This is a genomic window from Streptomyces sp. NPDC005925 (genome assembly GCF_040638805.1).
Classification (GTDB): domain Bacteria; phylum Actinomycetota; class Actinomycetes; order Streptomycetales; family Streptomycetaceae; genus Streptomyces.
On the sequence record NZ_JBEXVL010000051.1, the window covers coordinates 1 to 11,897 of the forward strand.

General features: G+C 74.6%; 12 protein-coding genes. 4 read left to right on the forward strand and 8 right to left on the reverse strand.

The window, feature by feature from the left end; all coding sequences use genetic code 11:
* Positions 1 to 330: 330 nt before the first annotated feature.
* Positions 331 to 1,326, reverse strand: a complete 996-nt coding sequence (locus tag ABZ354_RS28240; RefSeq protein WP_358661493.1) for an LLM class flavin-dependent oxidoreductase — start codon at positions 1,324 to 1,326, stop codon at positions 331 to 333.
* A 112-nt stretch (positions 1,327 to 1,438) separates the two neighbouring features.
* Between ABZ354_RS28240 and ABZ354_RS28245 the strand changes: the two genes are divergently transcribed.
* Positions 1,439 to 1,930 carry a hypothetical protein gene (locus ABZ354_RS28245; RefSeq protein ID WP_358661495.1) on the forward strand — a complete coding sequence of 164 codons (492 nt, stop codon included), beginning with the start codon at positions 1,439 to 1,441 and terminating at the stop codon, positions 1,928 to 1,930.
* Between the two features lie 94 nt (positions 1,931 to 2,024).
* On the opposite strand, the gene ABZ354_RS28250 is transcribed toward ABZ354_RS28245, so the two are convergent.
* Positions 2,025 to 2,246, reverse strand: coding sequence for a dodecin (locus tag ABZ354_RS28250; RefSeq protein ID WP_358661497.1), 222 nt, complete (start codon positions 2,244 to 2,246; stop codon positions 2,025 to 2,027).
* Between the two features lie 374 nt (positions 2,247 to 2,620).
* On the opposite strand from ABZ354_RS28250, the gene ABZ354_RS28255 reads away from it, so the two are divergent.
* Entirely contained in the window at positions 2,621 to 3,826 is a 1,206-nt protein-coding gene (locus tag ABZ354_RS28255; RefSeq protein WP_358661515.1) for an extracellular solute-binding protein, read from the forward strand.
* Positions 3,827 to 3,870: 44 nt separating this feature from the next.
* Here the strand turns inward: ABZ354_RS28255 and egtD are convergent, their stop codons facing one another.
* From egtD to egtA, 4 genes are read right to left on the reverse strand one after another with little or no spacing between them, the layout of a single operon-like run.
* Positions 3,871 to 4,833: an L-histidine N(alpha)-methyltransferase gene (egtD, locus tag ABZ354_RS28260; protein ID WP_358661499.1), complete on the reverse strand. Its 963-nt coding sequence runs from the start codon at positions 4,831 to 4,833 to the stop codon at positions 3,871 to 3,873.
* The gene (gene egtC, locus ABZ354_RS28265; RefSeq protein ID WP_358661501.1) at positions 4,830 to 5,759 is read right to left on the reverse strand and encodes an ergothioneine biosynthesis protein EgtC; all 930 of its coding nucleotides are present in this window, start codon (positions 5,757 to 5,759) and stop codon (positions 4,830 to 4,832) included. The genes egtD and egtC overlap by 4 nt, the downstream gene beginning before the upstream one ends.
* A complete protein-coding gene (gene egtB / locus ABZ354_RS28270; RefSeq protein ID WP_358661503.1) occupies positions 5,759 to 7,168 on the reverse strand; it encodes an ergothioneine biosynthesis protein EgtB in 1,410 nt (469 codons plus the stop codon). Before egtB ends, egtC begins: the two co-directional genes overlap by 1 nt.
* Positions 7,165 to 8,508, reverse strand: a complete 1,344-nt coding sequence (gene egtA / locus ABZ354_RS28275) for an ergothioneine biosynthesis glutamate--cysteine ligase EgtA (RefSeq protein ID WP_358661505.1) — start codon at positions 8,506 to 8,508, stop codon at positions 7,165 to 7,167. The genes egtB and egtA overlap by 4 nt, the downstream gene beginning before the upstream one ends.
* A gap of 285 nt (positions 8,509 to 8,793) precedes the next feature.
* Here egtA and ABZ354_RS28280 point away from each other — a divergent pair, with 285 nt between their 5' ends.
* Positions 8,794 to 9,660: a TIGR02452 family protein gene (locus ABZ354_RS28280; RefSeq protein ID WP_358661507.1), complete on the forward strand. Its 867-nt coding sequence runs from the start codon at positions 8,794 to 8,796 to the stop codon at positions 9,658 to 9,660.
* A 60-nt stretch (positions 9,661 to 9,720) separates the two neighbouring features.
* Here the strand turns inward: ABZ354_RS28280 and ABZ354_RS28285 are convergent, their stop codons facing one another.
* Together ABZ354_RS28285 and ABZ354_RS28290 are read right to left on the reverse strand one after the other, a co-directional pair.
* Entirely contained in the window at positions 9,721 to 10,176 is a 456-nt protein-coding gene (locus ABZ354_RS28285) for a type II toxin-antitoxin system PemK/MazF family toxin (RefSeq protein WP_358661509.1), read from the reverse strand.
* Positions 10,177 to 10,283: 107 nt separating this feature from the next.
* The gene (locus ABZ354_RS28290; protein ID WP_358661511.1) at positions 10,284 to 10,922 is read right to left on the reverse strand and encodes a LysE family translocator; all 639 of its coding nucleotides are present in this window, start codon (positions 10,920 to 10,922) and stop codon (positions 10,284 to 10,286) included.
* Between the two features lie 430 nt (positions 10,923 to 11,352).
* On the opposite strand from ABZ354_RS28290, the gene ABZ354_RS28295 reads away from it, so the two are divergent.
* Entirely contained in the window at positions 11,353 to 11,787 is a 435-nt protein-coding gene (locus ABZ354_RS28295; protein WP_358661513.1) for a VOC family protein, read from the forward strand.
* The last annotated feature ends 110 nt before the right edge of the window (positions 11,788 to 11,897 follow it).

Sequence of the window (11,897 nt, forward strand, 5' to 3'; positions counted from 1 at the left end):
CTCCGGTTGTGGTGAAGACAGGCATCTCCACTACGCCCGGAGGTCTCTTCCTGATCAACTACCGACGCGAGTTACCAACCTCATGGCCGAGTACACCTAGACGCGCGCCGCCCGCAGACGTCCGCCGACACGGTGCGGACGGGCGGGGCCGGGCGTGGTGCTCGAACCCGGCCCCGCCAAGCACATCGCCGAGTACGCCCCGGTGCGCGCCGGGCACCCCGGCCGGGCCTCGAACCCCCGACGCCACCGGTCCGCGCCGTCCGGTACGCCCCCGCCCCTCCTCCTGGCGGCCCCGTCCCGGACCTCCCGGCCGCGGTGCGTCCGGGGCGGTCAGGCTCGTACGAGGGCGGCGAGCCGCCGGTAGGAGTCCAGCAGCGCCTCCCGGTCGTACGTGCTGGTGGTGACCAGGACCTCCTGCGCGCCCGTCTCCTTCAGCACCGTCTCCAGGTCGTGCGCCACCTGCTCCTCGGTGCCCGCGATGTGACCGGCGAGAGCGGCCTCGTACAGGCCGCGTTCCCTGGCGGTCATGGCCGACGCCTCGACCCGGCCGGCGGGAGGCAGCGGCGGGAACGTGCCCCGCGTGCGGGAGTACGCCGTCGACCAGGCCTCGGGGACGAGCAGCCGCCGCGCCTCCTCGGGGGTGTCCGCGACCGCGATCGTGCCGGAGACGACGACGTACGGCTCGTTCGCCCAGACGGAGGGCCGGAAGGCCGCGCGGTAGAGGTCGACGCCCTGCCGCATCCGCTCCCGGTTCCTGAGGTCGCCGATCACCATGGGCAGGCCCGCGCGGGCCGCGACGGCGGCGCCCTCGCCCATGGCCAGCACGAACGGCGGCACGGTGAGCCCTTCCGCGGGCCGCGCGTGGACGCCCGTCGGGGAGGTGCCGCGGAACCAGCCGAGGAGCTCCGCCAGCTGCGTCTCGAAGTCCTCCGCGTCGGCCTTGCCCCGCCCGAGCGCCCGGCGCACCCCGTCGGTGAAGCCGACCGAGCGGCCGAGCCCCATGTCGACGCGCCCCGGGAAGAGGGACTCCAGCACCCCGAACTGCTCGGCGACGACCAGGGGCCGGTGGTTGGGGAGCATCACTCCGCCGGTGCCGACCCGGATCGTGTCGGTCGCGGCGGCGACGGCCGCGGCCAGCACGGTCGGCGCGGAGCCGGCGACCCCGGGGACCCCGTGGTGCTCGGACACCCAGAAGCGGTGGTAGCCGAGCCGCTCCGCCTCCCGTGCCAGAGCCACCGTGTCGCGCAGCGCCTCGGCGGGGGTGTGGCCCTCGCGGGTGCGGGAACGGTCGAGGACGGAGAAGCGGGTCGCGGTCAGGGAACTCACACCGGTTCCAACGCCGGGCGCCGCACCGCATTCCCGCCCTCACGATCCCGCCCTCTCACCGTTGCGTCGCCGCCTTCCCGCCCCGCGATGCGGCGCTGTCTAGGCTGGCGGTGTGACCGACAGCAGCAGGCGCCCCATCGCCGTCTTCGACCTCGACAACACCCTCGCCGACACCGCGCACCGGCAGAGGTTCCTGGAGCGCAAGCCGCGCGACTGGGACGGTTTCTTCGCGGCGGCGCCGCACGACCCGCCGCTGCCGCAGGGCATCGCGATGGCGCGCGCGAGTGCCGAGGAGTGCGAGGTCGTCTATCTGACCGGGCGGCCCGAGCGCTGCCGGCGGGACACGCTCGACTGGCTCGCCGCCCAGGGGCTGCCCGAGGGGCGCGTCCACATGCGGCGCGACGACGACCGCCGGCCGGCCCGCCGCACCAAGCTGGAGGTCCTGCGCCGGCTGGCCCGGACCCGGGAGATCCGGGTGTTCGTGGACGACGACGAGCTGGTCTGCGCCGACGCCGAGCGGGCGGGCTTCTCCGTCGTACGGGCGCGCTGGGCGGTCCCGTCCGGCGAGCTGAAGGTGGCGCAGGAGCGCGAAGGGCGAACCTGAGGAGTTTTCTCCACGAGCCCTCAGGGCCGTACGGGTGGGCACCCCGCGGGCCCGCGGCCCCGGGTGCCCTTCCCGGCCCGCGCGCCGCACGGACCTACGAGCCCTCCGAGTCCTCCAGGCGGAAACCCACCTTGAGGCCCACCTGCCAGTGCGCGATGGCACCGTTCTCGATCTGGCCCCGGATCTGGGTCACCTCGAACCAGTCGAGGTTGCGCAGTGTCCGCGCGGCGCGGGAGATGCCGTTGCCGACGGCCTGGTCGATGCCATCGGGTGAGGTGCCGACGATTTCCGTGACCCGGTACGTGTGGTGGGACATGCGGGTGCTCCTCTCGGGGTGACACGGCCGGCGTGGCACGGCGACGCCTCTCGCGTGCCACGACGGCTGTCACGGTGACGCGACGTTTCCTGCGGGGACGTGACGGCGCGCGGCCGACAGCGTGTGTCGCGCGTCACTCCACCGTGCCCCAGGCTGCGGCGGAGCGCGCGGCGTCGTACATCCCGGTGCTCGACTCTTGACCGGCGCATTGGTCCATACCAAAATCCCGGTCACGCCCGTGCGAGCGCCCCGCTCGTCCCCCACGTCGGGTTTTCCCTCCCTGTCCGCAAGACAGAACAGGACCCCTCGTGACACGTCGACGCCGACTCCTCGCCCTCGCCTGCGTCACCGCCTCCCTGCTCAGCGGCTGCGGCATGCTGCCCGGCGGGCAGGACGAGCGGCGCACCGTCACCGTCTGGCTGATGAAGGGCAGTGCCTCGCGGGACTTCCTGGACCGCTTCACCGCGGACTTCGAACGCACCCACCCCGACCTCGACCTCGACATCCGCATCCAGCAGTGGACCGGCATCGGCGAGAAGGTGCACGCCGCCCTCACCACCCACGCCGACGGCGGGGCCGGGCCGGACGTCATCGAGGTCGGCAACACGCAGGTCCCCCAGTACGTGGAGGGGGACCGGCTGCTCGACCTCACCCTGGAGTCCATGCGGGACTGGGGCAACCGCGACTGGCTGCCCGGTCTCGCCGACCCCGGCCGGCTGTCCTCCCGGCACTACGGCATCCCCTGGTACGCCGCCAACCGCGTCGTCATCTACCGCAAGGACCTCTTCGCACAGGCCGGCATCACCGCGCCGCCGAAGACCCGCGACGAGTGGATCACCGCCACGCGGCGGCTCGACTCCGGCGGGCGGCAGGGCATCTACCTCGCCGGGCAGGACTGGTACACGCTCGCCGGGTTCATCTGGGACGAGGGCGGCGAGCTGGCGGTGGAGAGCGACGGAACCTGGAAGGGCACCCTGGACAGCCCCGCGGCCCTGCGCGGGATGGACTTCTACCGTCGGCTCCAGGCCCTCGGCGAGGGACCGGCCGGCGCCGACGAGGAACATCCGCCGCAGGCCGGCGTGTTCGCGAAGGGCGAGGTCGCCCAGATCGTCGCCGTGCCCGGGCTGGCCCGCGCGATCGTCGAGCAGAACCCCGGCCTGGAGGGCGAGCTGGGCTTCTTCCCGGTGCCCGGCAAGGCCGCAGGCAAGCCCGGAGCCGTCTTCACCGGCGGCTCCGACCTCGTCGTACCGGCGAACACCGACGACCGTGACGGTGCCGTCGAGGTCGTGGGCGCGCTCGCCGGCGCCCAGTGGAACGCCGAACTCGCCCGCACCATGAACTACGTGCCCAACAAGACGACCCTCGCGAAGGCCGTCGCGGGCGAGCCGGGGGTCGCCGCCATGGCGGCCGGAGCCGCACAGGGCAGGGCGACCCCCACCACACCCGAGTGGGCGGACGTCGAGGCGGACAACCCCCTGAAGGCGTACATGACGAAGGTGCTCACCGGCGCCGATCCCGCGGCGGAGGCCCGGCGGGCGTCCCGCCGGATCACCGGGCTCCTCAGCCCCAGGATCGACTGACGACTCTCCGGCGGCGGGCCAGACCCGCCCCGCCCCGCCCCGTGTCAGTGCGCCGTGCTCAGTGACAGCGCGAAGCGGTCCGCCCCGTCCGTCCACCAGCCGGCCAGGTCCAGGCCCGCCGCCGCGAGTTCGGCGCGCACGCCCTCCCGCCGGAACTTCGCCGACACCTCGGTGCGCAGTTCCTCGCCCGCCGCGAAGTCGACCGCGAGGTCCAGCGCGGGCACCTTCACGGTCTGTGCCGTGCGTGACCTGAGCCGCATCTCGATCCACTCCCGCCCGGCGTGCCACAGCGCGACATGGTCGAAGGCGTCCGCGTGGAAGTCGGCGCCCAGCTCGCGGTTGACCACGGACAGCACGTTCTTGTTGAACGCCGCCGTCACGCCCGCCGCGTCGTCGTACGCCCTGACCAGCACCTTCTCGTCCTTGACGAGGTCCGTGCCGAGCAGCAGGGCGTCGCCGGGCGACAGCAGGGCGCGCACCGAGGTCAGGAACGCGGCGCGTTCGTCGGGCAGCAGGTTGCCGATCGTGCCGCCGAGGAACGCCACCAGGCGGGGCCCCGGCGTCGCGGGCAGCGCCAGGGCGGCCGTGAAGTCGGCGATCAGCGCGTGCACGTGCAGCCCGGGCCGCTCGGCGACGAGCGCCTGTCCGGCCAGGGTGAGCGCGCTCCCGCTGACGTCGACGGGCACGTACGTGTGCAGCCCGTCGAGGGCGTCCAGCAGATGCCGTGTCTTCTCCGAGGAACCGGAACCCAGCTCGACGAGCGTGCGTGCGCCGGTCGCCGCGGCGATCTCGGCCGAGCGGTCGGCCAGGATCTCGCACTCGGCACGGGTGGGGTAGTACTCGGGCAGTCCGGTGATCCGCTCGAACAGCTCGCTGCCGCGCGCGTCGTAGAACCACTTCGGCGGCAGCGTCTTGGGCGTGGCGGTCAGGCCCCGCAGGACGTCGGCGCGCAGCGCGGCGCCGGTGGCGTCCTCGGGCAGCGTGCGGGTGAGGAGGAACGGACTCACGTGCAGGGCTCCTTCGCTGAGGGGAGGCCACCCGGCCGACCGGAACCGGAACCGGAACCGGGATCGGAACCGGAACCGGGATCGGGATCGGGATCGGATTCGGAACCGGAACCGGAATCGGGCGCGGAGGCGGCGGAGCGGGCCGAGGCGGGGGAGGGGCGGTGGGCCGCGGCGTCGCTCCGCCGTCCGAGCGGGGCGAGCCGCACGTGGCCGCGGCTCGCGAGAAGCAGGGTGCGGTCGGGGACCTCCACCCAGCGCGGGTCGTCGTCGTGCGGCTCGGACGCCACGACCGTGGCCGGGCCGGCCGCCGAGCGGTACCAGAGCGTGTCGCCCCAGGCGGTCGCGGCGATCGTGGCGCCGTCGGTCAGCAGCAGGTTCAGCCGGGACGCCGGGGACACGGCCGCGACCTCCCCGACCGTGCCGGCCAGCGCCCGCCCCGGATCGTCGCCGCGCCGCAACCGCGCCAGCGCCAGCGCCCACACGAACGCCGCGTCGTTACGGGCCTCCAGGGACAGGACGTCGGCCGGGGGCAGCGTCGCGACGAGCGGCGCGAGCGAGTCCGGCCAGCCCGGCACCGCGCCGTTGTGGCTGAACAGCCACGGGCCGTCCGCGAAGGGCGCCGCGGCGGCCTCCGCGTCGGCACCGGACAGCGTCGCGTCCCGCACCGCGGCGAGCAGCGCGCCGCTGCTGACGACGCGGGCGAGGTCGGCGAAGGACCGGTCCGCCCAGACCGGCCCGGCCCGCCGGTACCGGGCGGGCACCGGGTCGCCGTCCGCGTACCAGCCGACGCCGAAACCGTCGGCGTTCACCGTCCCGTACCGCTGCCGGCGCGGTGCCCAGGACTGCCGGTACAAGGCGTGCGGCGGCTCCACGAGAAGTCTCCCGAGCGGCAGCGCCGGCCCCGTATAGGCCACGTGCCGGCACATCAGGGACGCTCCGGGCGGGCGCCGCGGGCCGGGCGGTCCGTGCCGCCCGGGTGGGGGGTGCGGGCGGTGCGGAACCCGGCGAAGATCTGCCGGCGGACCGGACGGTCCCAGTTGCGGAACGTCCCCCGGCAGGCCACCGCGTCCACGGCGAACGAACCGCCCCGCAGCACCTTGTACTCCGGGCCGAAGAACACCTCCGAATACTCCCTGTACGGGAACGCCCGGAAGCCCGGGTACGGCAGGAAGTCGCTCGCCGTCCACTCCCACACGTCGCCGATCAGCTGCCGCACACCGAGCGGCGACTGGCCCGCCGGGTAACTCCCGGCGGGCGCCGGACGCAGATGCCGCTGACCGAGGTTCGCGTGCCGCGGCTCCGGATCGGCGTCGCCCCACGGACAGCGCCTCGAACGGTCCCCGGCGGGGTCGTGCCGGGCGGCCTTCTCCCACTCGGCCTCGGTGGGCAGCCGGCGCCCCGCCCAGCGGGCGTACGCGTCGGCCTCGTACCAGCACACGTGCAGCACCGGCTCCTCGGGCGGTACGGCCTCGGTGACCCCGAAGCGGCGCCTCAGCCACTGCCCGCCGTCCCGCCGCCAGAACAGCGGCGCCGTGAGGGAGTGCGCCCGGATGTGCGCCCAGCCCCCGGCCGTCCACCAGCGGGCCTCGTCGTAGCCGCCGTCCTCGACGAACTCCTGGTACGCGGCGTTCGTGACGGGCGTGGTGTCGATCCAGAAGGACGGCACCCGGCGGCGGTGCGCGGGGCGTTCGTTGTCCAGCGCCCACGGCTCGGTCGACGTGCCCATGGTGAACGGGCCGCCGGGCACCAGGACTTCCGCCGGGCCGGTGTACAGCGGCACCGGGTCCGGGTCGGGCGCGGTCAGTGCCTGCGGACCCGTGCGGAGCTGATGGGTGATCAGCATGGTCTCGCCGTGCTGCTGCTCGTGCTGCGCGGTCATCCCGAAGACGAAACCGGCCTCGGTGAGCCGGGTCCCGTGGAACGCGGTGCTCTCCAGCACGTCCAGGACCCGGCCGCGCACGTCCGAGGCGTACGCACGGGCCTCGGCGGGCGGCAGCAGCGGCAGCGAGGAACGCGCGGCGCGCGGGTGCTCGAAGGCGTCGTACAGACCGTCGATGTCGGGCCGCATCGCGTCCCGCCCGGCCACGGCCCGCAGCAGCCACTGCTCCTCCTGGTTGCCGATGTGGGCCAGGTCCCACACCAGTGGAGACATCAGCGGCGAGTGCTGCGCGGTCAGGTCCGGGTCGTCGACGCAACCGGTCAGGAGGGTGGTGCGGTCACGGGCGGCGAGGAGGGCGTCGAGGGCGCGTTGCCGCAGGGCTTCGGCGCCGGGGGCGGTCCCGGCGCCGGTCGCCCTCGTGGCCGCGGTCGCGGTGCCGGGCGCGGGCTCGGTCATGGGCGGGCGTCCTTCCGGTTCTTCCCGTCGTCGTCGTGCGGCCCGGGGGCGCCGTCGCGGGACGCGGGCAACAGCAGGTCGAGCAGGTCGTCGGCGGGGCAGCGGCCCCGGGCGACCCAGCGGTCCAGGTACGCGGCGACTGCTCCGGTGACCTCCTCGGTCGCCCCCATCCGGGGCAGGGCCTCCAGCGCCGCCCCGAAGCAGCCGACGGCGACCTCGCGCAGCTCGCAGTCGGCGAGGCCGTACCGGGCGGCGGCGAGCCACAGCGGGTTGTGCGGGGCGGGCATCGACAGGGTGCGTTCGGCCAGCGGCTTCACGGCCCGGTAGGCGGTCTCGGAGGCCTCCGGGTCGTCGAACAGCGCCGCCGTCACGGCGAGCGGCACGATCCAGCCGTCGTCGCCCGGCTGCGCGTCGATCATGCGTAGTTCCAGGTGGCCGCGTGGTCTGACCGGCGGGAACAGCGTCGTCAGATGGAAGTCGAGATCCTCCAGGGTGGGTGGCCGCGGCTCCCCCGTGCGGGTCCAGTGGCGGAAGGTGAGCCCGTCCGCGGGGACGTCCCAGGGACCGCTGCCCCGGCGTACGCACATCACCGGCGCGTCGAGGACGTGCCGCGCCCAGGCCGCGCGCGGGTCGGTGTCCAGCCGGGGGCCGCCGGCCCGGCCGGTGCCGATCTGCGTCCAGCGCAGCTGCCGGGTGGACAGCCAGCCGGTGGGGCGGCCGAGCGCCAGCGGGGAGTTCGCGAACGCGGCCACCAGGACCGGGCCGAGCTGGTGGGCGAGCCACCAGCGCCGCACATGGCCGAAGGGACCGGACTCCTCGTGCCCGGCGTCCAGGCACACCTGCACCGACGCCGAGGTGCACATCATGGCGCGGCCTGCCGGGCCGGCGCGGTCGAAGCAGGCCTCCATCGCGTCGTAGCGCGGCCGGTGCAGGAATCTGCGGGGCGGCTGCCAGGGATCGTGGCCGATGCCGACGAGTCCGAGCCCGTCCCGGCCGAGGACCGCGCGGACGGCGCCGAGGTCGGCGGAGACGGTGCCGACGCACTCCATGAGGGAGCCGGCGGGCGGCGAGCTGAGCTCCAGCTGACCGCCGGGTTCCACGGTGAGCGCGGACCGCAGGGGCACGGTCCGCAGTGCGGCGTAGGCCGCTTCGAGCCGTCCGGGTGCCACGGGCCGTCGCGGTCCGCGCAGTTCGTGGACGAGCCATTCCACTTCCACCCCGATCTTGCGGGGCGGTCCGGTCTTGAAACAGATACCCCGGACGAGGGCCTCCGCCGCCGCCTCGGTGACGGGCGTGCGGGACTCCGTACCGTCACCGGCCGGCGCAGATGAATCGGACATGTCTGAATCCTCCTGAGGTACCACCATGCCACCGGCCTCGTTGTCCGGCCCGGGCAGGCGTCATCCGCCCACCCAAGGCGTTCCCGACGCGTCGCACAAGGGTGAGTACCGGGGCGTTCCGGGGTCGACCGCCTGCGTCGTCCGGCCGTTTCCGGGGGCTTTCCGCGCCGTTCGCCTCCGGGAAACCCCGTTGCACGGGATCGCGCGCATCACTCAGGATTCGGTCATGAACACGACGGGGGAGAGTGCGCAGGGCGCGCTCACGGCGTCCACGGGGGTGGCGCCATGAGCACGCGCCTGCGCGAGATCGCACGGCAGACCGAGGAGATCGTCGCGGCGGGCGGCTACCGTCTGCCCGGCGGACCTGGCGAGGAACGTACCGGGGCACGCACCGGCGGACGCCCGGGCGGCCGTTCGGGTGAGCGCGACGTGCCGATCGCGGCGGCGGTCGAGGCGGCGCGGGCGGGCACCCGGATGTACGGGCCCGGCCCGGTACCGGTGCCGGACGCGCCGCGCGGCGAGTGCCGGATCGAGGTCACGGGGGAGAGCAGCCTGGAGGCCGCCCGGCGCCTCGGTCCCGGAGTGGCCGTCCTGAACTTCGCCTCCGCCCGAAACCCCGGCGGCGGCTACCTCAACGGAGCCCAGGCCCAGGAGGAGGCCCTGTGCCGCGCGTCCGCGCTGTACACGTGCCTGCTCCGGGCCCGGGAGTTCTACGACCATCACCGCGGCCACCGGGACCCGTTCTACACGGACCGCGTCATCCACTCGCCGGGAGTGCCCGTCTTCCGCGACGACCGCGGAGACCTGCTGGACGAGCCGTTCGCAGCCGGATTCCTGACGGCCGCCGCCCCCAACGCGGGCGTGATCCGCCGGACGGCGCCCCGGCGTGCGGGCGAGCTGCCGGCGGCCCTCGCGGCACGGGCCGAACGTGTCCTGGAGACGGCGGCGGCCTGCGGCTACCGGCGTCTGGTCCTCGGCGCCTGGGGCTGCGGCGTCTTCCAGAACGATCCGGGCCAGGTCGCGGAGGCGTTCCGGGCCCTGCTGCGCGCGGAGGGCCGCTTCGCGGGGGCGTTCACGCACGTCACCTTCGGCATTCTGGACCGGACACGGGACGGCGCGGTACGCGAGGCGTTCGTGCGCGTGTTCGTATAGACGGGCGGGGATCCGTACCCGGCCGTCGGCTCGCGGCAGCCGCGGCGCCCCGGCGCCGGCTCAGTTCCAGCCGTACCGCTCCCGCAGCCGCTGCCGTACGAGGTCGAACCGCATGCGGTCCAGCGCGCACGCCTCCCGCCGCATCCCGTCGTCGTGCAGCCGCAGCACCCGCTCCACGTCCACCCACGAGTCCCGCCCGGACCGGTCCCACGGCCCGCTGCCGATCGGCACCCACTCCCGGTCGCCGTCGTGCCGCTTGCTGGACAGCTGGACGGCGAGCAGGGTGCCGGCGGCCTCGCGGGCGACGACGAGCACCGGGCGGTCCTTGCCCCGGCCGTCGTTCTCCTCGTAGGGCACCCACGTCCAGACGATCTCGCCCGGGTCGGGGTCGCCGTCGTACGCGGGCGAGTACTCGGTACGCACCCGGCCGACCGAGGCGGCGGCGGCCTCGGTGGTGGCGGAAGGGCCGTACCGGCCGGGGGCGTCGTCGGTGGTCCCGTCGGTGAAGTGAGTCACGGCCGTCACGCTATCCGCCCGCGCGACGGCGCCCCGGCCCGGGTCGGCCGCCGGAGTACCGACCGTGCGGGCCGGACACCGGGGGAGGGGTGCGGCGGGCCCGGGAATCAGTCCTTGCGGCCGGTCAGCGCCACCGTGACCCCGAGGCCGATCATGGCCAGCCCGCCCGTTCCGCCGACCGCGGCCAGCCGCCCCGGCGAACTCGCGAACCAGTCCCGGGCACCTGCCGCGACCAGCCCCCACGCGCTGTCGCAGGTCACGGCGATGAGGTTGAAGACGAGGCCGAGCAGCAGCATCTGGACGACGACCCGGCCCCGGGCCGGGTCGGCGAACTGCGGCAGCACGGCCGCGAAGAACACGATCGTCTTGGGGTTGCTCACCCCGACCGCGAAGCCCTCCCAGAAGGTGCGCCGACCGACGGGCGCGGGGACCGTACCGGCGAACGCCTCCCGCAGTGCGCCCCGGTCCCGCCAGGACTTCACCCCCAGGTACACCAGGTAGGCGGCGCCGGTGAGCTTCAGCGCCGTGAAGACGACGGCCGAGCGCTCCACGACGGACCCGACGCCGAGGGCGACGGCCGTGACGAGCAGGTAGGCGCCGACGGTGTTCCCGACGACCGTGGTCAGCGCGGCGCGGCGGCCCTGCGCCAGCGCCCGCCCGATCACGAACAGCACGCTCGGGCCCGGTATCACGATCAGCAGGAACGACATCGCCGCGAAGGCGGCCAGACGGTCGGAGGACACCATGCGGTCATGCAAGCCGCGCGGGACGGGCCCCGGCAAGTCGTTTTTCCCCGGGCGACCGCCCGTCCATCGCCATCCGTACGGCGGACCGCACGACCGGCGCGACCGGCATGACCGGCGCGACCGGCGCGATCGGCACGGACCGTACGACCCGCACGACCGGCACGGACCGTACGGCTCGTACAGACTGTGTGGCCCGTGTGGCCCGTGTGGCCCGTGCGGCCCGTGTGGCCCGTGTGGTCCGTGCGGCCCGTGCGGTCCGTGCGGTCCGTGCGGTCCGTGCGGCCCGTGTGGGCCCGTGTGGCCCGTGCGGCCGGAAACCGCTCGACACGCGCGGGCGGCGTTGCCTACGATCCCGGCGCGGCATCGCGTGCCGGTCACCGTCCGGGTGAGGCATGGAGGCGCCGCGGAGATGCCCGTGGAGGCATTGACCGTGTCAGTCGAGTTCAACCACACCATCGTTCTCTCCCGCGACCGGGAGGAGTCCGCCCGTTTCCTGGCCCGCGTCCTGGGGCTGGAGGTCGGGGAGCCGGCCGGGATGTTCCTGCCCGTGACGACCGCGAACGGCGTCACGCTGGACTTCGCGACCGTCGACATCGACATACCCGTTCAGCACTACGCGTTCCTCGTCTCCGAGGACGAGTTCGACGCCGCCCTCGCCCGTCTCGTCGCGGACGGGGTCCCCGTCCAGGCCGACCCGCACGGCCGTCACCCGGGCCGCATCAACCGCAACGACGGCGGACGCGGCGTGTACTTCACGGACCCCGCAGGGCACGGCCTGGAGATGTTCACCCGCCCCTACGGCACCGATGCGGACTCCCCCCTGAACGGCGTCACGGAACCGGTCCCCGGGACGACGGGCGGCTGATCCGTACGCCGTCACCGGTGCCGGTGCCACCCGCGTGCTGCCGCGTCGGCGTGCTCCGGCCGGGGGCGGTGCTCCTCCTCTGCGGGAGCACCGCCCCCGGCGCGGCGCGG